Below are 20,611 nucleotides of genomic sequence, written 5' to 3'. Positions count from 1 at the left end.
AATAGACACAATAGCGCGCTCAATATGAGTGCAAGATTGCTGTCATGACTGTTGCTGTGACGTCTATAAATATATGAACTGACCTTTAAGTCAGATTTTGGGGGACAATATAAAAGAATAGTTAGGGATACTGCAAGATTTTTTTATGACTTAAATAACGTGACATTACAATATTAGTATGTTCGAGTTTTTTATCTGTCAAAAATTCATATGAATTTGGCTGAATGAAGCGTTATTGAAGGAGCATAAAAAAATAATATGAGCGGTAAAATAAAAAAGCGAGATGACTCTGATGAGACCACCTCACTTGCTTCAATCAATATAGATAAATGGCGATAGGCAGATCAATCCTAGTTAGACATTGTCGTTTTCGTCACGGCGCAAACCATCTTTCCATGTAGGGTCACTGGTTTCTGTTTGCTGCTCGTGATTGTCTTGCTCCCGACTTGTGCTAGCAAATTTATCTTTGTTAAATCTATGGTTATAACTCATACGTTCATTTAGATGCGATGCTGCATCACGGTGACGCGAGCCAAGGGCTTCTATTTCAGGATGTGAATCCTGAAAATCAGTCTGTGCATTAATTTCCCTGGCGGTATCTTGTTCATTGACCATTTTTACATCGCCATCACTTTCGTAACCATGATCAGGGTTAGTATCTCCTGTTGGTTGGTTATTGTCTGGCATTGAATCAACTGATGCGATATTCTCAGAGGTCTGCTGCAGATTATCAGGGTTTAATGCCTGATTTAACTGAGCATTGTTTTTTAACTGAGCATCGCTTTTTAGTTCAGCATAGTCAGTTAGCCTATGTACAGCGTTCTCTAAACTGTGTGGGTTAGCACGTTCTTGCACTTTTGATAAATGCTTATCAAATGTATCGGTCAATAAGGAATCATAGCGTATCGAATTATAGGTTATTAGCTGTTCAGCTTCTTCTTCAGAAATGTCGCCATTTTGACTGGCATAGACTACATGATCTTCAAAAGTTAAACCTTCAAAACTGTCTTTATGCTCTGCTTTTTTAAATTTCTGCCATAAGGGTTCGACTTCGAGCAGTATTTGATAAGCATGCTCCATACGACCCGTGACATCATCCGGCTCAGTATTATAATAAACCATGGTTTTAAGATAGTCGCGGAAAGGATTTGCTTCAAAATCATCCATAAACGTATCACCCAGTTGGCGTTTTAATTCATCACTCACTGGGGCAAAGATACGACCACTGGGAAAAGTCACAAAGCTCACTAATTTGGCTGCAAACTGATTTGGAAAATTGGCAAATAAAGATAGGAATGCTTCTTGGATAGTATAAAGGCTATTTTTTAACGCCACTTCAGCATGCAAGCGCTCAGCGACTGATTTGCTGCCATATTCATAAAACTGCAAAATAGCTGTACAGATAAATAGATGAGAGTGGATGTCTGCTAAGCGCCCAGATAGCATCTCTTTGCGTTTTAAATCACCAGCCAATAACCCTAAAGACATGTCAGCAGTTAAAGCAAAGCCTGCGCTTAAGCGGTTAATGTCTTTGTAATAGGGACGGGTAAAATTATCTGCAAAATTTGGCGCATCATTGCTGCCACCAACATAGCCTGCGACGAAAGCTTTCGCACCGCGATTAAAAGTATAGCCCAAATGCTTAAAGAATAAATTATCGAACTGCTTGAGCGCGCCTTCTTTATCTTCGCTTTGTAGTAGTTGCAACTCATCGAATAGATAAGGGTGACAGCGCATCGCCCCTTGACCAAAAATCATCAATGAGCGCGTCAATATGTTGGCGCCCTCAACGGTGATTGATACTGGGATCGCTTGATAAGGAATGGCTAAAAAGTTGCGCGGTCCCATTTGTACTGCGCGACCACCAACGACATCCATACCATCATTAATTACTGAACGCATGGTCTCAGTGGCATAGTATTTTGCCATTGCTGTCATCACTGATGGCGTACCACCTTGGTTTAGACCACAAGTCACCAGATGCCTAAAAGCTTCTAACATATAAGTATTACTGGCAATGCGGCTGGTGGCATCTTGCACGCCTTCAAATTTTCCGACGGAGATTTTAAATTGCTCACGAACCTTTGCAAAGGCACCAACCGACAAATAGCTCATTTCACTGGCAGAAGTCGATAAGGCAGGCAATGAGATCCCGCGACCGACGCCCAAGCATTCCATCAGCATACGCCAGCCACGTCCTGCATTTTCCACTCCACCAATAATATAATCTAGCGGTATAAAGACATCTTGACCATCGACTGTGCCATTCATAAATGGCGAACCGATTGGATTGTGGCGTGGACCGATAATGACCCCTTGGTGGCTGGCAGGCACCAGCGCACAAGTAATACCGTAATCGGTTTTTTCAAGATCACCAAGTAAACCTTCAGGGTCATGCATTTTAAATGCCAAACCTACTACTGTGGCGATAGGGGCTAAAGTAATCCAACGCTTAGAGAAATTCATGCGCAGGCCCAGCACTTGCTCGCCTTCATGCATGCCATAACAAACCACGCCAGTATCCGGAATCGCACCGGCATCAGAGCCCGCTTCTGGACCTGTCAAGCCAAAGCACGGAACCTCTTCACCTTTCGCTAGACCCGGTAGCCAGCGCTGCTTTTGCTCATCGGTACCGTAATGCATCAACAGCTCACCAGGACCGAGTGAATTTGGTACCATACAGGTCACTGCAGCAGTCGGCGAGCGTGAGGCAATCTTACTCATCACGCGACTTTGGGCATATGAGCTAAAGTCTAATCCACCATATTCTTTGGGAATAATTAAACCCAAAAAGCCATTGGCTTTGATAAATCGCCATGCCTCTGGTGACAGCTCTTTATCTTCATGATGAATTTGCCACTCATCAAGCATTGCACAGAGCACTTCTACTTCATTATCTATAAAGCTTTGCTCTTCTTCTGACAATTCTGGATAGGGGTATTTTGCAAACGTATCCCAATCAGGCGCGCCCATAAACAGCTCTTTTTCCCACCAGCTAGTACCTGCATCAAGTGCCTCACGCTCTGTGTCACTCATACTTGGCATGGCACCGCCCAAGGCTTTATAGACAGGCTTGGTAAGCAGGCTTTGACGAATAGGGGTAATAAGCAGCACTAGGCAAAGTAGCGCAATGGGTAGACCTAGGATAAGCGACCATGGACTGATGAAAGCAGTAACGAGGACAGTGATTAAAGCAACGATGCTGCCTGTGACACGCGATAATGACAACAAAAAGATGGCCAAGACCATGGCTAATTGAATGATGACTGCCAAAATAAATAAGCCAATGGCCATAACTGCCTCCTTTGCAACGCTTAATAAAAAAGCGTCAAAATATAAGTGAATAAGAAAGTTTGAAATAACTATGATTGTTGTTTTATATTCCAAGCTTCCTTTTTTATAGTGAAAAATAGTTTTAGTTTTTTGACATTAGTGATTTCAAATAGAGCTGATATAAAATAAAAACTTCGCATCGGGAATAAAGACTCTCCCAAAAATGAAGTTAACTACCAATATGAAACAGTTGTTTATAACTATCAAGAGCGAAAACGCTACGCTGTGTCGATAATATGTATCAAGATTTGTGTATATAACCAAATGCGAGTCATTAAACATTAGTTAAAAGGCGGTAAACTGTTTTCAGCATAAGATAAAGTCTCATTGCGCCCAACGATGACATGGTCAATCAAAGACAAATCTATAAGGTCACAAGCTTTTTTGAGCTCATAGGTTAACAAGTTATCCGCCGTTGATGGCTTAGCATCGGTATGCGGATGGTTGTGAGCAATAATGAGCTGGCTTGCTGCATGGCTTAACGCATGACGTAGCACATGCTTGATACAGACGGAGCAAGAAGAGATGCCGCCTGTAAACAATATCTCAAAATTGATTAGATTCAAGGCATTGTCCAAACATAGCACAGCGAACACTTCTCGCGGCTCACCGCGCAACTGAGTGCTGATATAGTCTTTGACCATTTGCGAGCGTCCAAGTCCTTGACCCGTTTTAAGCTGACTGTCCAAATAGCGTCTGCCCATTTCAAGTGAGGCGAGTATCTGCGCGTATTTGGCAGGACCGATGCCGTGACAAGCAAGGACAGTTTCTTGCGGCGCTGCTAACAGCTCTGCAAGGCTACCAAATTGCTCGATCAGATGGCGAGCCAGCTCAATGGCTGACTGCGACTGTGTGCCCGTGCGCAGAAATATCGCCAATATCTCAGCGTCGGATAAGTGCGCGGCGCCAAATTTTAATAGCTTCTCACGCGGTCTATCATCCTCATGCCAGTCTTTGATTGCCATGCTTATTCCTTAAGATGCACTTGCGATGAGATAAATTTAGAAAACTTTCCCTAACTTATCGCATAATTGCTACTATAAGCGCAATTTTATCTTTCAATTTTTTGCTGATGCCACGCTTATGTCAAATATCCTGCTTGCTATCACTGGCGGTATTGCCGCTTATAAATCTGCTGTATTTGCCCGTCTATTAATCAAGGCAGGCTTTGAGGTGCGCGTCGTTATGACGTCAGGTGCACAGGCTTTTATCACTCCACTAACCCTACAAGCTTTGACGGGTAATGAGGTGCATATCTCGTTACTCGATGAAAAAGCGGAAGCGGGCATGGGTCATATTGAGCTTGCAAAATGGGCAGACCTTATGGTCATCGCGCCGGCATCTGCCAATACGTTAGCGCGGCTGGCAATGGGTATGGCAGATGATTTACTGACCACGGTCTGTCTTGCAACGACAGCGCCAGTCATTATCGCGCCTGCGATGAATCAACAGATGTGGGCGCATCCTGCCGTTCACTTAAATGTGCAAACCCTGCGTGATATGAATTATCAAATCATTGCGCCTGCTAGTGGTGAGCAAGCTTGTGGTGATGTGGGTGCAGGACGCTTACCTGAGCCTGAACAGTTATTAGAAGAAATTTTACTGTTTCAAGCAATGCAGACGACGCCTCAGTTATTGGCAGGTAAAAGAGTCGTGATTACCGCAGGACCGACCGTTGAAGCCATTGACCCGGTGCGTTATTTGTCTAATCATTCTACGGGGAAAATGGGTTTTGCTTTGGCGCGTGCCTGTGTTGCTGCTGGTGCAGACGTTATCTTGATTGCGGGTGGCAAAGTGGCACTGCCGACACCGCTCAATGTCACGCGCATTGATGTGTTGTCGGCTAAAGAGATGCTGATAGCAGCCCAGCAGTGCGTGGATGGTACGCACAGTGCGCTACAGTATGTGCCTGAAGATGAGCACGACCATTCTCACGATCACGATCATAGCCATCAACATGAACATCATGGCGAGTGTGATTGCGGCGATGGTCATAACCACAGCCATGAGATTGATGATAAGGAGCATGCTCATAGCGAGAATCAAAATGTAATGGCGGATATCTTTATTGCCACTGCGGCGGTTGCTGATTATCGTACTGAAGAAGCGGCCCCGCAAAAAATCAAAAAAACCCAAGATGCCATGACGATAAGCTTGGTCAAAAATCCTGACATTTTAGCGACGATTTCGCTTGCTCATCCTGAGTTATTTGTCGTTGGCTTTGCAGCAGAAACTCAAGATGTTGAACGTTATGCTCGTGGTAAGCTGCTTTCTAAAGATTTAGATTTGATTGCTTGTAATGATGTCTCGCGCGCAGATATTGGTTTTGCCAGTGATGATAATGCGATGCAGGTGTTTTTCTCTGATCGTTATAAGAGTGAAGCTGTGACACTTGAGAAGGCGAGCAAGGATAAAATAGCTGAGCAATTAGTGAGCATCATTGGCCAGACTTTGGTGCAACGTTTGAATGGCTAATTGTATAGTCATAAGTAGCCAGCCGCGTATGATACCTTCGACAGGGAAAATATGATGGACATGGTGGGTAGCGATAGTACCCAGACGTTTTTACTGATTGCAATTTTTGCTCTGGCATCCTTACTACACGGTATTAGTGGCCTAGGTATCACCTTGGTGACTACTACCGCGCTTGCCAGTATGTATCCTTTACCACATGCTATTGTATTAGTCATTTTTCCATCGTTATTACTCAATGCGATGACTTGGCTGGCAGGTGGTGGTCGCACGATTTGGCAAAATTTCATCTATTATGGCAGGCGCTATTGGTTACTGGCATTGACCAGCTTACTCGGTAGTATTTTAGGCGCGAAGCTCTTACTATGGGTCGATAGCGCATATATTTTATTGTTATTGGCAGCCGTTATTGGTTTTTACGTCGTAAGCAGCTTGCTTGGTAAGCAACTTCGTCTACCTGCTACCAAGCCTGTGTTAATCATCGTTGGCTTTAGTGCAGGCGTGATTGGCGGCGCGACCAATGCTATGTCGACCATATTGATGATGTATTTATTGTCTGCAAGCAACGATAAGCATACTATCGCCAAAGTCGGCAACATGTGCTATTTCTTAGGCAAAATTGCCCAAATCATTGTATTGCGTGAGCCTATCATGGCACTAAGCAGTGGTGAATGGCAGCTGATTACTTTGCTCAGTGTTTTATCTATTGCCGCGCTTTTAGTTGGTATCCGCTTACGTCGTTATTTACCACAAGCTCGCTTTCGTCAGCTTATTTTATTGATACTTACAGTGCTTGGTATTCGTGTCGGCTGGCAGGGGATTGTAGCGTTTTTATAAACTAGTTCGCGAGGCAGCTGGCTGTTAAAATGCTATTTTATGCGCGTGTTATTCTGTTATTTCATCAAAAAATATCTGTTGCGCCAAACGAAACGTATTGCAGTGCGCTTCAACCACATCTTCAATATCTTCTGAATAGCCGCCACCCATCACGATAGCGATAGGAATTTTAGCGGCTTTTGCTTGGCGTAACACATATTCATCACGCGCCTTACAACCTTCTATCGTCAGCCCAAGTTTTCCCAACTTATCGGTCGCCAGTACATCGACAGCAGACTGATAAAAGATCATATCTGGTGCAACGTCGCTAATTAAGCGCGGTAGCGTGTCTTCTAATATCTGTAAATATTGCTCATCACCAGTATCGTTATCTAGCTCAATATCTAAGTCTGATACTTGTTTACGAAACGGATAGTTCTTTGCGCCATGCATACTAAAGATAAAAACGCGTGGCTCATTCGCCATGATACTGGCATTGCCGTTGCCTTGATGCACATCCAAATCGACCACCAAAATCTTTTGCGCCTGTCCACGATTTAATAATAAATTACTCGCAATACAGACATCATTAAACACGCAAAAGCCCTCGCCATGATCAGAAAACGCATGGTGCGTACCGCCGGCAACATTCATCGCCACGCCATATTGCTGAGCATAAAGCGCACATTCATAAGTCGCATGGGCAATATAGCGCCCACGCTCTACTAACTCAGGCGTCATCTCAAAGCCGATCGCTCGCGCTTCTTTTCTTGGTAGCGTTTGGGTCTTAAGCTGATACCAATAATCAGCAGTATGCGTCGTTAAGATTTCATCTTCGCTTAAGCGTGTGGGCGCAAAAAAGTTATTCGCACTAATAGTCTTTTCCGCTAATAAGCGCTCAGGAATCATAGTGTATTTTTGCATCGGAAAACGATGTTTTTCGGGTACTGAATAACGAAAAATATCAGAGTAGGCAATTTTTAACATAGTATTTCTAATATCGTATTAAAGGCTTTCTGAGTAGAGGGTTGTCTAACATAGTAAGTTTGAGCTGATGGTTTCACTGGAAAAACAATCCAGTCTCACTGTACAAATTGAGTGGGCAAAAAGAAGGTTCTTGAATCGGATTGTTGACGTAGCTGCAAAAGTAGATCGGATAATTCTTCAGCAGGGTATTGGTTATTGACCAAATCACTAAATATCTCATGAGCAACCGTCGTCATGGCAATGATACTTTGCAGTAAATGCTCAAGGATATCGTCGTCAAGACTGACCGCTTCAACATTAATGGCGTTTTTATAGCGTATTTCACCATCATTGATATCCATCTCTAAATTGCCAATCATCATGTCATAGTTGATTTGAGTAATGAGTAGCATAGCGGCGCTTTGATGACTCTCTGGTATCAAAAATGGCAAAATACCATAGATTGCCAGCAGTTTATTTTTTTCTTGTATCCGAAACAGATAACCACAATCAAGCTGCTTATTGCGCATTCTTAAAGACAAATAATGAGATTTTTGGCTGTCTTTTGCTTTGGGCTGATAATGATTATAATGCCATCCTTTATCGTCGAAGTATTGCTTTAGATAATCGACAATGGATAAGTCGCTCTCACTTTTTTGCTCCGCACTATTTTCGAAATCTTTGCCAATATCTGTATCAATATCGATAGGTTTATTCGTAGTATCGATGTTATCGGTGACATTTGCGTCTGTACTAGGGGCATTTTTATCGCTGACAGTGCTGTCAACATTGTTAGAGTCAGTTTCTTTATGATTAGTATCAACATTATCCGTACTAACATTGTCAGTAGCTACTTGTGAAGCACTCACCTGACTATCAACCTCATCAAAGTCAGCGCTTGTCAAATCCTTCGACGATTTAATATGATCAATAACAGAGCGCACAGTGGATGTGGTTAGCAACTGCTTCATTTTTTGCCATAAGCTGAGTTTATTACGTTGACTCATAAATAGTGTGCTAACCAACAAATGAAATATAAAGATTAAGAAAAAATACACATAAAAAAGCAGGCAAAAATAAATTACTGGTTGCTGAAACTCAAACTGTCTTTGATATTGGGCTGGCTATAAAACGCTTGTAGCATTTCACGCAGATGCGCGGTCAACCATTCGCTCTCAAACGCATCATTGATGATAGGCATTAGGGTAGTGGACAGCTGCATCATTGCTGCCTCATTAATATGTAAGCTTTCTGCCACCTGTGCTATGGTATCGGACTGATGGTTGCGATACCAAGTATCAACGCTCGCTGCTACAAGGCTATGTAAATAAGGGGAGATGCGTAAGCGGTTGTAACTCTGCTGAATACTGGCTTCAATATGATCGATGCTGCTATTATTAGGCTCATCACGTAAATAGGTTTGGAGATGGTTAATCGGCTGCTCTTTAATGCGCGCCCAACCAGTGACCAATAATCGCGACACCTCTTCATTGGATAAATGTTCTTGAGCATTGGCTTCTGCGCGATGCGCCAAATCTTTAATATTACGATGCAGATACGTCTGCAATTTTTCATCAAGATTTCTGTTGGTTGCCTTTTCAAATGAGCTACGCCCAAGCTTCATCAGTTTGCCAACACCGCCCGCTTTTTCTAGCGTATTTTCCATAAAGTCGTTGATGGCGTGGTATAGCGTTTGGGTCAACAAATCTGCAAATGTATCGTTGCCAACCAAGGTATGAATCAAGATATTACGCTGCTGCTCATGGCTGCCGACATAGTTCGCTAGCGTTTCAACTTGTGTATCATCGATAAGCTCTGATAACGGCACATTGTCATTGGCTGGATGATAAATAATGCTATGCAAGATATCACGGATATCGGCACGCATCACCTCGCTTAAAGGATGGTCTAGTAGCCAATCATTAAGTAGGCGCTGTAAATCATCGCTACTGATATATTTGTCCAATGGCTGCGCACCAAACCACTGCCAAGCTTCCATGCTCAGCGGTTCAGCTTGCTTACGTAACCATTGCTGCATAAACGTGACTTGTGCATCAATTAAGCTGTTTATCGTTAGCATAGGCGTATTTGGGGTTTGAATATCTTTTGAAGTCTGCATAGGTTTTGAGGTCATAGTAATCGACAATTTGTTATACTGTATGGTTATGGGGCATAAAGTATTATGCCACGAACATCGTCTTGGTTTGTGATGAATATTGACTGCGGGTCAATAAATAATGAGAGGTTGTATGACGGCTCTGAATACCGCCTTACTTGCGCTTGATGAGCTGACCGTTCAGCGTGGTGAAATCCCTCTATGTGAAGGGGTGTCACTCAAGTTGTCTGCAGGCAGCATTTGCCATCTAATTGGTGCCAATGGTACCGGCAAGACCACGTTACTTATGCAACTGGCTGGATTATTGCCAGTGCTAACAGGTGAGACTTATTATCAAGGGGCAGTTAGCTTACCGATTCAGCCTTTGTATGTATCGCATCAATTGGGCATTCATCCCAATCTCACTGTTGCTCAAAATCTCACCTTTTTGCTGAATTTATATGGTATCACACCAAGCGCTGCTGATATTGATGACGCCCTCACTTGGGTAGGATTACAAGGGTTTGAAACCATAAGCTCAAGTCATTTATCCGCGGGTCAAACTCGAAGAATTACCCTTGCGCGGTTATACTTACTGACGCCTGAAGTGACGCCATTATGGTTGCTTGATGAGCCATTCACCGCACTCGATGTTGATATGGTAGCCCGCATGGAAGACCGATTACGCGATTTTGCTCATGAAGGCGGGGCGATATTAATGACCAGTCACCAGGCAGTCGACGTTGCCAATCAAGTGCTCGATTTGTCCGATTACATGGTATGAATACTATCAATATCAGTGCGATAAGCATCAGTGGAAGAGTGTATAAATGATAGAAACAGACAGTTCATTATCAATCATAAATGCTCATACAGCTGATGTGCGCAGTATCAGTTTTATGCAGCTGTGGCGCCGTGAGTGGCAAGTAAAGCAGCAGGGAGCGGTACAGTGGTTATATCCTTTGGTGCTATTTTTAGTAATCATTACCTTGTTTCCGCTAGCGGTTGGAAGCGAGCCTGCACTATTACAGCGCCTTGGGGTGTCGGCGGTGTGGATTGCTGCTTTATTGTCATTAGTGATGGGCGTTGATGGTTTGTTTAAGCCCGCGCTTGATAATGGCACATTGGCGCAATTGGTTGTCGCCAAAGCGTCGCTGCCGTTATGGGTGCTTATCCGTTTGGTGATTCATTGGATTTTTAGTAGCGGCATTGTGGCGGTATTAAGTCTGCTTGCTGTGCCTTTATTTCAGCTGAGTTGGTTTGAGGCATGGATATTGATGGCATCAATTGTTACAGGTAGTCCGATGCTGTTAATGCTGTCAGCGGTTGCTAGTAGTTTGACGTTATCATTGAAGAATGGTGCTGTGCTAGTGCCTTTAATCGCTTTGCCGATGCAGTTGCCGGTATTGATTTTTGCCACCGGTGCGGTTGATTTATTTGCTACGGGTCTTAACGGTCTGCCTATTTTGGCGTTGTTGCTGGCAGGCAGTATTATCTCGGTGCTAGTGATGCCATGGGCGATTGCTATGACGTTAAAAATGTCGTGGTTGAATTAAAAGTTTACACTGGCATATTGTTCATTCTCTTATTAAAGCCTTTTATATTAACAACATGATGAAAACAGGCAACTTTGCTATAATAGTCTATTAAACACACTCACGTGTAGATTCTATCCAGCGTTTAACGCCAGCAGGTTAGCGGATAATTGTATGAATCATGCGTTTAACTTGATAATCACTAGCTGCGTAATAGGTTTATTTCCATGCCCAACCTAAATAATGTCTCATCTCCTAGCCTGTGGCAACGCATTTGGCAAGTTTTCCTGACCACGGTGGGTACCAAGGAATTCTTTCGCATCTTTTCGCCTTGGGTCAAGTGGCTGGCGATACTAGCAAGTCTTTGCCTGCTCATCGGCAGTATCTGGGGGCTGGCTTTTGCGCCGCCTGATTACTTACAAGGCAATAGCTATCGTATTATCTTTATCCACGTACCGGCAGCAAGCCTTGCTATTTCAATTTATTTTTCCTTAGCTGTACTTGGAGTGATTTACTTAGTCTGGAAAATCAAGACCGCCAGCCTTGTGGCGCAGGCACTTGCTCCTCTGGGGTTTTTATTGTGTGTGATTAGTTTGCTGACGGGTTCTATTTGGGCAAAACCTACGTGGGGAACCTACTGGGTTTGGGATGCGCGGCTGACATCGATGCTGATCTTGGCATTTTTATATGCCGGTGTGATGGCATTGTTTGCCGCCTTTGAACATACGGCGAATCGCGGTAAAGCTGCCGCTATTTTGTCTATCGTTGGCGCAGTGAATCTGCCGATTATCAAGTATTCAGTAGAGTGGTGGAACACTTTACACCAAGGCTCGACCTTTACCTTGACTGCGGCACCTAAGATGTCAGCAGATATGTGGCTGCCATTACTACTGATGATTATCGGTAGTTACCTATTGGTCGCAACCTTAGCGATTTACCGTACCAACACTTTAATCTTGCATCGTGATCAAGGTAAAGCGTGGGTGAAAGAATACATCCGTGGACAAGCCAAATGACTGTAATGACTGTCGACCAATTAAATAACGGCTAGGGACATATGATGCAGCCTTACTTTTATAGTTTTTCTGAGTTTATTGCAATGGGTAAGCATGGCGTTTTTGTTTGGTCATGCTGGGCGATTACCGTTGGCATGATGCTGGCTTTTGTATTTTATAGCCGTCGTCAAAGACAAGCCCTTATCAAGCAGCTGGCGATTCAACAAGCCCGTCAGGCACAGCGCACGACCAAAACGCCAACACCGGTGACTAAAAATACTCACTAGAAATCATTTTATCTCATACCCTTAATATCTAGATTTGATACATTTCGCTGATACATAAATGAGCAGATAAAGGATTTCTATAAAGGCGGGTAACCTTATTGAGTTATACATAAAATGCTACCATATAGTTATTAGAAGAGTACGATTAGAAAGACATTTTTAGGACGTTTTTCTAATGGTAGTTTCTTTAATATTTTCTGTTTTATAGATGGATAATGTCTAAAACAGCGACTCATCAATGAGGTAGTAGTATGAACGCAGTTCGTCGTAAAAAACTGATGTGGGTTATGTTTACGCTTGCAGGGGCAGCCATAGCCGTGGTATTGGTGATTTATGCCATTGGGCAACAGACCGACTACTACTTTGACGCGACTGCCATTGCGCAAGGTGAAGCGCCACAAGACAAACGTATTCGTGCTGGTGGTATGGTGGTTGCTGGTAGTGTACAGCGTGCGCCAAACGACCCATTGAGCGTTGAATTTGCCATCACAGACTTTCAATCGACCGTCCCCGTGACTTATCAAGGTATTTTGCCAGATTTGTTCGCTGAGAACTCAGGTGTTGTCGCGACGGGTAAAATGCAAGGTGATACCTTTGTCGCAGGTGAAGTGCTGGCAAAACATGATGAGAACTATATGCCGCCAGAAGTTGCTAAATCGATGAAAGAAAATAATCGCATTGGTGCAGTTCCTTCTTCTGAGCAATACAATCCTGCTGAAAAAGTTCATGAGACCAAGACTTTACAGCAGTAATTGCGCTGGCAACAATAAACGATAATTATCGTAAAAAGCATTAAACATAAAAAAATCCAGTGACCTTTATCACTGGATTTTTTTTGGCAAACCTCATACTTAAATAAGTATGAGTTATTTATTAATCATCCCATTCTGGCGAATAATCTGGATGCTTAATTTTACGCCCGTCACTACGCGCTAAGCTGCCGATTTTCTCAAGTTCATCCGCACTCAACTCTACTTTGATGGCATCTAAGTTGCCTTGTAAGTGCTCAGGATTAGACGTTTTTGGAATCGCAATACGGTGCTTATCGGATAGAATCCACGCCAGCGACACTTGTGCGGCGGTGATACCGTGTTTATCAGCGATGTCTTTAATGATTTTATTATCAAAAACATCTCCGCGGGCAAGCGGCGAATACGCTTCCAATAAAATATGGTGATTATTTAAAAAGGTCTGCAACGTTTTTTGCTTAATAAAAGGATGAAACTCGACTTGGTTCACTACAATCGGCACGTCAGCATATCGTTTGGCTTCAATGATATTGGCAATATTAAAGTTAGACACACCAATATTGCGAGTCAAACCTTGTTTTTGGAGCTCACAAAGCGCGGGGATGGTTTCAGATAAGGGCACGCGATCATCAGGCCAATGTAGCAGCAGTAAATCAACGTAATCGGTATCTAGATTTTCCAATGAGCGCTTAGCAGCGGCAACGAGTTTCTCTGGCTCAAACTTCATGTCATCAGGGAATATTTTGGTCGTTAAAAAGAACTTATCGCGAGCGACACCTGATTGCTTAATACCTTTACCAACCTCGACTTCATTGCCATATGCTTGAGCCGTATCAATGTGTTCATAGCCCATTCTTAGACCTTGGCTGACGACATCAATACAGTCTTGTCCCGTTGATTGCCACGTACCCAGTCCGAGTACCGGAATGTTCGCTTGTCCAGCGGTGCGAATGTTATAAGTTTTAGCACGCATATTATTATCCTTGTCTTTTTTGTGATCTACTAATAGCTTTTATAGTTATTAATAAAATATTCGATCAGAAATATAATGTTCTCAATCTCTATTAAGCCTTAATCTCTATTAAGCTTAGCTACTATAGAAAGAAATGGCGGTAAGTGAAAGAGTAGGTGACGCTTTCCTACAAACGACAAACAGGCTGTAACGTCATTTAAATTATTTTTTGCTTATCATTACTAAAATACAGATCAAAAAAAGCCCATTATTTATCAATAATGGGCTTTTTTTTATTACTTAAAACGGAATCATTTGAATAGATGAGTCGTATTAAATCTATTAACTATTCATGACTGTTTTCACTATTTAGCAGCTTCTACAGGTGCGGTACTTGTAGTGTCAGCACCCCAAATCTTTGGATATTTATAGCCAGGGAAGCTGTCGTGAGCATATTTTTTAAAGGCATCTGAGTTATAAGCGTTAGTGACGTCTTTTACCCATTTCTTGTCTTTATCCGCAGTTTTGATAGCAGACCAGTTTACATAAGCAAAGCTTGGCTCTTGGAATAGCGCTTCAGTCAGCTTGATACCTGAATCGGTCGCGTAGTTACCGTTAATAATGGCAAAGTCTACTTCGTCACGCGCACGAGGCAACTGCGCCGCTTCTAGCTCAACGATTTTTATGTCGTATTTGCTATTATCAGCGATATCAGTTTTTGAGGCAGTCAATGGATCGATATTGTCTTTTAGCGTAATCCAGCCAAGCTCATTCATCATGACTAATGCGCGAGCAAAGTTACTTGGGTCATTAGGCGCAGAAACGCTCATACCTTTATAAACGTCTTCGATTTTGGTTTTTTTACCAGCGTAAATACCTAATGGGGCAGTAGGAACTTGGAAGACTTCTACCAAATCAAGGTTATTTTCTTTTTTGAAGGTATCTAGATAAGGCTTATGTTGAAAGATGTTGATGTCTAAATCGCCATCTGCTAACGCAACGTTTGGACGGACATAATCAGTAAAGGTTACCAGTTCAACTTCATAGCCTTGTGCTTCTAATGAACCTTTTACTTGGTTACGAACCATATCTGCAAAGTCACCTTCGGTCGTACCGATGACGATTTTACTATGTTCAGGATCAATATCACTGGTCGCAGTGGTTTCTGTATTGGTAGTTTCGGTTGCGCCTTCAGTAACTGGCTCTTTGGTGGCTTCTGGTGCTGATGAATTATTGCAACCGACCAACACTAGACCTGATACGCCAACAGCAGCAAATGCAGTCGCTACTTGACGGCTGATATCTGTTAATTTCATGGAAATTCCTTAATAAGGGTAGGAGTCAAAGGATAAAATACTGAGATTAAAAATAGAATTAAAAAACCGCATTAAAAAAGCAACATTATGAATAGTAATGCTGCTAAGTTAACGAGTGTTAAGATAGTATCAAAATTAAAGGGAATCAGTTACAAAGTCAAGCATTTGCTTAGGATGAATCAGCATTAGACCCTGTAAACTATTCATATCAAGCATCACTCAGTCATCAATATCTAACTTCAATGAGCCAAGTGATCACAGTTTTTTAACGTTTATCTAATCGAGTCGCGACCCAATTTCCTAAGGCTTGGATGCCGATGACCATGATTGACAGCATAATGACGATGAATACCATTACCTCAGTCTGATAACGATAGTAACCATATCGAATTGCCAAATCACCTAAACCGCCGCCGCCAATCATACCAGCCGCTGCTGAAAAAGAGAGCAAGCTGATACAAAGGATGGTCACGGACAAGACCAAGCCAGAGCGTGCTTCATTAAGCAGTACTTTGATGATGGTAAAGGGACGGGCGCCCATCGATTCAGTTGCTTCAATAATACCGCGCGGCACTTCACGTAAGTTTTGCTCAACCAAGCGCGCAAAGTAAAATGAGCCAGCAATTGCAAGCACCAATGATGCTGCGATAGGACCAATACCAGTACCGACGATAGCTTTGGTAAAGGGACTCATGGCAATCATCAAAATGACGAATGGAAAAGCACGCATAAAGTTTGTAATGCCACCAAGTACAGCATAGAGCGTTTTATTTTGTAAAAACTGCCGATCACTGGATAAAAATAAGAAGACGCCAAACAGACCACCGATAAGAATGGCAACTGTCGTTGAGATACCAAGCATAATGAAAGTATCTAAAAATGCCTGCCAAATCTCTTTACGCAGGGCGAGTAGCTTGTCTATCGAGGCGGATAATTCTGCACCAGTTATCATGTTTATTTCTCCTGCCTCATTAGTCTTCGTGGACTAAGCCTTTGCCAATTGGGGTGGTGGCCTGAATGAGACCATCGCGGATGTCTGCTACTTCGAGCAATTGTCCTTGATGTAACAAGGCTGCACGGTCACATAGTCTGCGAATGACGCTCATCTCATGAGTCACAATGACGATAGTGACGCCAAGCTGCTCATTGATATCGCGTAAGCAAGTCAACAAACTGCGCGTAGTGGCAGGATCGAGCGCACTGGTTGGCTCATCAGCAAGGAGTACTTTTGGGCTTGGCGCAATCGCACGGGCGATACCAACACGCTGTTTTTGTCCGCCTGACAACTGCGCAGGATAGTGGCTAGCGCGGTCGGTTAAATCAACGATGTCTAAACAATCCATGACACGCTTATGAATATCAGCGCGAGGGTAGCCTGCAACCGTTAAGTTAAAAGCAACATTGTCAAAGACGGTGCGATTAGACATCAGATTAAATTGCTGAAAAATCATACCGATATTGTGACGGGCGATACGCAAGTCACTGGCAGACAAAGAAGTCAGGTCTGTACCATCGATAATTACTTGACCTGAATCAGGACGTTCAAGCAAATTAATCAGGCGTAAAAGCGTTGATTTACCCGCACCTGAATAGCCCATCAAGCCAAAAATCTCACCTTGCTGGACGGTTAGTGACGTCGGCTCGACAGCAGTAAACCAATGCGGCTTGCCGTTTTTATCTTTTATAGACCGGTCACTCAAAAAACTCTTGGTCACATCGTTTAAGACAATCATGTCACTCATGGAAGGCTCAAAATTCAATAAATGTTTTAGTGGTTATAAAGTGGTCGTCGTCTCTCTGACTGCTGAGCAGTTGAGTTAAAACCACATTCGATAACCCCATAATAAGGGGCGCTAATATAGCATATTATGCAAGGTTTTTGATACAGGCATCGATGATTGACTTTGAACTTAGCTTAGTCAATATCAAGATATATAGAATGAAATAGGTAGGATGTCATTATGGTATGTTTTTCTGACTTATTGATCGCTATACATGCTAAAGGCTTGTAGTTCTTATCCTATAGCACTTTTGAGAGTTTGTTTATGATATGAACGAATAAAATCAGTCACGATTGTCATGATGGTGGTAATGCGGATCGAGCTTAACAGGTAATACCACCAAAAATCGCGTGTGACCATTGATAGTGTCAGTAGTGATTCTTCCTTGATGGGCGGTGACAATTTGTGATACTAAGGACAAGCCAAGACCTGAGCCTTTATTTTTTTGCTGCAAGCGCACAAAGGGGCTAAAAACTTCTTCACGTTTATTTTCAGGGATGCCATCACCCTCATCAATCACTGCCAATACCACATACTTCGGAAGCGGACGTGTTGGCTCCGGTTTAGATTTTTTGAGATGTTTGCTAAATAGGCTTTCTTTACGGGTGGTATTTGACGTTTCAGGACTTTCTTTATCGATTGCTTTATCACTTTCTTTTATCGCAACATCACTATTTTTATTCACTTTATTGGCATCTTCTTTATCGCTATTGATAGCATTTTTACCAGAGATGTCATCAATAGCATGGTCATGATCTTCAGAAGACCATTGCTTCTCAGGCACAGCACGCCACATCACTTTCTTTAGCTTATCGGTCAAATCTGATGTAAAACTATGATAATTATCAAACAATGAAGAATTACCAACCTTTTCAAGTGTCTCGCTCGTATTAGTAGGCTCTACTTGCTCTAAATTGGCGCTATCACTCTCTTGATTCACAATATTATCAGATTCATTGTCAGTACTAGTATTAGCATCATTCACCAAATTTTCACCATTTTGATAAATAGCTGGTGCTGGTAATATCACTACAGACTCACTATTTGCTACTTTTGGCTTTGGAAGCGCTGCGCTAATAGAATTATTCGGCTCTGATACGGTATCTTGCTGATGATCAAGCGGATTTGTACTATAAGATGACTCATCAGAATAAAAGTCTGAGCTGTTATAGTCTATAAAACTACTGCACAATACTGTCTGCAATAAAAAATCAGGGATATCTTCAGCTTCTTCAAGGGTTTGCACGCCATACAGCAGCACAGTGACTGGTGGTTTTCCATGCAGCATGGCATTGGTTAATAGATTGCGAATTAGATGGGTGAGCATTGATGATTGACCGTCAATCACGATGTGCTCACCAATTAACGTTGCTTCAGGATAGTGTTGGCGTTCTTGATTCACCAAATCATATAAATCTAAATTTTCAACTTGCTGTAAGGCATGACCGGCATCCAAACGGCTCACTAATAGAATACTTTCAACCAAATCATTGAGACCTGAGAGGTCGCGATTAATAGCTTGAGCGCGCTTATCAAACTTGGCTTTGTTGTCACTTGGCAATGGACCTGTCAGCATGTCCATCATCTCAATCTGTAGACGAATACGTGTTATGGGTGTACGCAGCTCATGAGAGGCATGTGCAAGTAATAAATTATTGGCATCAATAAGGTGTTCAATCTTTTGTGCTGCTTGATTAAATCCACGTGCCAGTGAGGCGATTTCATCATTGCCGCGTGCATTTACCCGTACGGTAAAGTCACCATCGCCAAGCTGAGCCATCTGTAGACTCATCTGATTAATACGCCAAGTAATGGTCCGGGCAATCCACCAAAGGACGCCTGCCATAATGAGTAGCAATAAGAGCGTGCCAGTAAATAAGTTAAGCGCAGCAGAGAGAACCGGCTTTTTGGGTGGCAAGCGTGACTCATATAATAGCGTATAGCCAGTACTACTATAAACTTGAGCTTGCTTGGTTGGTGACGTTTCTGCAAAAGAGGGGAAAACGCGTGAGAACAAAGACGGCGTAGCAGGAAGCTCTAGCGGCAAATCGCTATTATCTGTTTGCATCAGTAGATGACCTTCGCTGTCATATAAGCCCATTTTTGCCTGCAATGACTCATCAAAGATATCGAAGCTTTTTTTGACTACGGCTAGCATAAAACGCGATTGTAGGCGATTTTCCTTACTAACTGCGATATTTAGCTCATGCAAAAAAGGATCGATCTGTCCTAAAATTTGCGTGGCCAATACCTCTGAGCGAATGCCCGCATCTTTATCATGTACCAGCTGTGTTAATAATACCATCGCAACAGCAAACAAGATAAGCGCCAGCATGACACTGGCAAATAGCTTGGCAAATACGGAACGAAAACCCAATTGCTGCATTAAATAATCTCTATTATCAAAAACTTATGCCACTTTGTATGATCAAACATAAAAGGGGTTATCATACATATGATACCCCTTTTAATGAACTATTTTAAAGCTGTTTGACTGTTTATTTACCAACAGTTTACTACTGACTACACTTGGTCAGTGGCAAACTGATAACCGACGCCGCGCACTGTAATAATACGCTTTGGTTGACGGGGATTGTCTTCAATCAACGCACGAAGACGCGAGATATGTACGTCAATGGCGCGATCAATATTGTCTGAGCTGTCATCATTTGGCATAGCTTGCCATAATTGCTCGCGGTTTAGTACTTTGCCTGAATGAGTGGCAAAATAATGCAGCAATTGAAACTGATGCGTTGTCAAGCGTACAGGTAAATCATCGATAGTCACTTCATGACTGTCAGGGAACACGCTCAAACGACCAAAAGTTAAGCTATCTGACTGACTGTCCGCTTGGTTTGGCTGCTCATGGCGGCGAATAACCGCACGAATACGAGCTAACAGTTCACGCGGCTCAAACGGTTTGGCAATATAGTCATCAGCGCCCATCTCAAGACCCAATACGCGGTCTGTGGTATCACCTTTTGCTGTCAACATAATGATCGGCACTTTATTGGTCATATTGTTTTTATTGCCACGGATTTTTTGGCAAACTTGCATACCATCCATGTCGGGTAGCATGAGGTCAAGTACTACCAAGTCAATATCACGCTCTTTGGTGTCTAATAAATCCAGACCTTCTTGACCAAGACCTGCATGATGCACATCATAATAATTCATGGTCAGATAATCACTGATTAATTCTGCTAAATCTGGATCATCTTCAATTAACAAAATCTGCTTACTCATAATGTTTCCTCTAGTTGTTGTTATAATTTGTCTTAATGCACTTTTACAATTTATAAAAGTGGCGTCTG

At 42.6% G+C, this 20,611-nt stretch carries 18 protein-coding genes; 7 read left to right on the top strand and 11 right to left on the bottom strand.

Annotated features, from left to right (window positions below):
- Nucleotides 1-354 precede the first annotated feature (354 nt).
- Both PCRYO_RS10835 and radC read right to left on the bottom strand, forming a co-directional pair.
- Nucleotides 355-3,294 carry an acyl-CoA dehydrogenase gene (locus PCRYO_RS10835; protein ID WP_011514435.1) on the bottom strand — a complete coding sequence of 980 codons (2,940 nt, stop codon included), beginning with the start codon at nt 3,292-3,294 and terminating at the stop codon, nt 355-357.
- A gap of 320 nt (nt 3,295-3,614) precedes the next feature.
- On the bottom strand, nt 3,615-4,298 hold the full coding sequence (radC, locus tag PCRYO_RS10830) for a RadC family protein (RefSeq protein ID WP_011514434.1): 684 nt from the start codon (nt 4,296-4,298) through the stop codon (nt 3,615-3,617).
- A 118-nt stretch (nt 4,299-4,416) separates the two neighbouring features.
- Here radC and coaBC point away from each other — a divergent pair, with 118 nt between their 5' ends.
- Together coaBC and PCRYO_RS10820 are read left to right on the top strand one after the other, a co-directional pair.
- A complete protein-coding gene (coaBC, locus tag PCRYO_RS10825) occupies nt 4,417-5,808 on the top strand; it encodes a bifunctional phosphopantothenoylcysteine decarboxylase/phosphopantothenate--cysteine ligase CoaBC (protein ID WP_011514433.1) in 1,392 nt (463 codons plus the stop codon).
- A 51-nt stretch (nt 5,809-5,859) separates the two neighbouring features.
- Nucleotides 5,860-6,642 carry a sulfite exporter TauE/SafE family protein gene (locus PCRYO_RS10820; protein ID WP_011514432.1) on the top strand — a complete coding sequence of 261 codons (783 nt, stop codon included), beginning with the start codon at nt 5,860-5,862 and terminating at the stop codon, nt 6,640-6,642.
- Between the two features lie 48 nt (nt 6,643-6,690).
- Here the strand turns inward: PCRYO_RS10820 and PCRYO_RS10815 are convergent, their stop codons facing one another.
- From PCRYO_RS10815 to PCRYO_RS10805, 3 genes are all read right to left on the bottom strand, one after another.
- Entirely contained in the window at nt 6,691-7,608 is a 918-nt protein-coding gene (locus PCRYO_RS10815) for a histone deacetylase family protein (RefSeq protein WP_011514431.1), read from the bottom strand.
- A 95-nt stretch (nt 7,609-7,703) separates the two neighbouring features.
- Complete coding sequence (locus PCRYO_RS10810) at nt 7,704-8,594, bottom strand: hypothetical protein (protein ID WP_011514430.1); 891 nt, start codon at nt 8,592-8,594, stop codon at nt 7,704-7,706.
- A gap of 74 nt (nt 8,595-8,668) precedes the next feature.
- Nucleotides 8,669-9,706 (bottom strand): hypothetical protein, encoded by a 1,038-nt coding sequence (locus tag PCRYO_RS10805; protein ID WP_226939363.1) that lies wholly within the window; start codon nt 9,704-9,706, stop codon nt 8,669-8,671.
- Nucleotides 9,707-9,836: 130 nt separating this feature from the next.
- On the opposite strand from PCRYO_RS10805, the gene ccmA reads away from it, so the two are divergent.
- From ccmA to ccmE, 5 genes are all read left to right on the top strand, one after another.
- A complete protein-coding gene (gene ccmA, locus PCRYO_RS10800; RefSeq protein ID WP_041753242.1) occupies nt 9,837-10,466 on the top strand; it encodes a heme ABC exporter ATP-binding protein CcmA in 630 nt (209 codons plus the stop codon).
- A 115-nt stretch (nt 10,467-10,581) separates the two neighbouring features.
- Nucleotides 10,582-11,238 carry a heme exporter protein CcmB gene (locus tag PCRYO_RS10795; RefSeq protein WP_192941336.1) on the top strand — a complete coding sequence of 219 codons (657 nt, stop codon included), beginning with the start codon at nt 10,582-10,584 and terminating at the stop codon, nt 11,236-11,238.
- A 206-nt stretch (nt 11,239-11,444) separates the two neighbouring features.
- Nucleotides 11,445-12,233: a heme ABC transporter permease CcmC gene (gene ccmC, locus PCRYO_RS10790; RefSeq protein WP_011514426.1), complete on the top strand. Its 789-nt coding sequence runs from the start codon at nt 11,445-11,447 to the stop codon at nt 12,231-12,233.
- A gap of 44 nt (nt 12,234-12,277) precedes the next feature.
- The gene (gene ccmD / locus PCRYO_RS10785) at nt 12,278-12,499 is read left to right on the top strand and encodes a heme exporter protein CcmD (protein WP_011514425.1); all 222 of its coding nucleotides are present in this window, start codon (nt 12,278-12,280) and stop codon (nt 12,497-12,499) included.
- A 251-nt stretch (nt 12,500-12,750) separates the two neighbouring features.
- Nucleotides 12,751-13,251 carry a cytochrome c maturation protein CcmE gene (gene ccmE / locus PCRYO_RS10780; protein ID WP_011514424.1) on the top strand — a complete coding sequence of 167 codons (501 nt, stop codon included), beginning with the start codon at nt 12,751-12,753 and terminating at the stop codon, nt 13,249-13,251.
- A gap of 121 nt (nt 13,252-13,372) precedes the next feature.
- On the opposite strand, the gene PCRYO_RS10775 is transcribed toward ccmE, so the two are convergent.
- From PCRYO_RS10775 to PCRYO_RS10750, 6 genes are all read right to left on the bottom strand, one after another.
- A complete protein-coding gene (locus PCRYO_RS10775; protein WP_011514423.1) occupies nt 13,373-14,221 on the bottom strand; it encodes an aldo/keto reductase in 849 nt (282 codons plus the stop codon).
- Nucleotides 14,222-14,565: 344 nt separating this feature from the next.
- The gene (locus PCRYO_RS10770; RefSeq protein ID WP_011514422.1) at nt 14,566-15,516 is read right to left on the bottom strand and encodes a MetQ/NlpA family ABC transporter substrate-binding protein; all 951 of its coding nucleotides are present in this window, start codon (nt 15,514-15,516) and stop codon (nt 14,566-14,568) included.
- Between the two features lie 265 nt (nt 15,517-15,781).
- A complete protein-coding gene (locus tag PCRYO_RS10765; RefSeq protein WP_011514421.1) occupies nt 15,782-16,468 on the bottom strand; it encodes a methionine ABC transporter permease in 687 nt (228 codons plus the stop codon).
- Nucleotides 16,469-16,487: 19 nt separating this feature from the next.
- Complete coding sequence (locus PCRYO_RS10760) at nt 16,488-17,258, bottom strand: methionine ABC transporter ATP-binding protein (protein WP_011514420.1); 771 nt, start codon at nt 17,256-17,258, stop codon at nt 16,488-16,490.
- Nucleotides 17,259-17,580: 322 nt separating this feature from the next.
- A complete protein-coding gene (locus PCRYO_RS10755) occupies nt 17,581-19,683 on the bottom strand; it encodes a sensor histidine kinase (protein ID WP_011514419.1) in 2,103 nt (700 codons plus the stop codon).
- A gap of 137 nt (nt 19,684-19,820) precedes the next feature.
- Nucleotides 19,821-20,543, bottom strand: a complete 723-nt coding sequence (locus PCRYO_RS10750; RefSeq protein WP_011514418.1) for a response regulator transcription factor — start codon at nt 20,541-20,543, stop codon at nt 19,821-19,823.
- Nucleotides 20,544-20,611 lie beyond the last annotated feature (68 nt).

This window comes from Psychrobacter cryohalolentis K5, from assembly GCF_000013905.1.
GTDB lineage: Bacteria > Pseudomonadota > Gammaproteobacteria > Pseudomonadales > Moraxellaceae > Psychrobacter > Psychrobacter cryohalolentis.
Note: the sequence above shows the minus strand (reverse complement) of the source record. Positions and strands in the feature narration are given on the sequence as shown.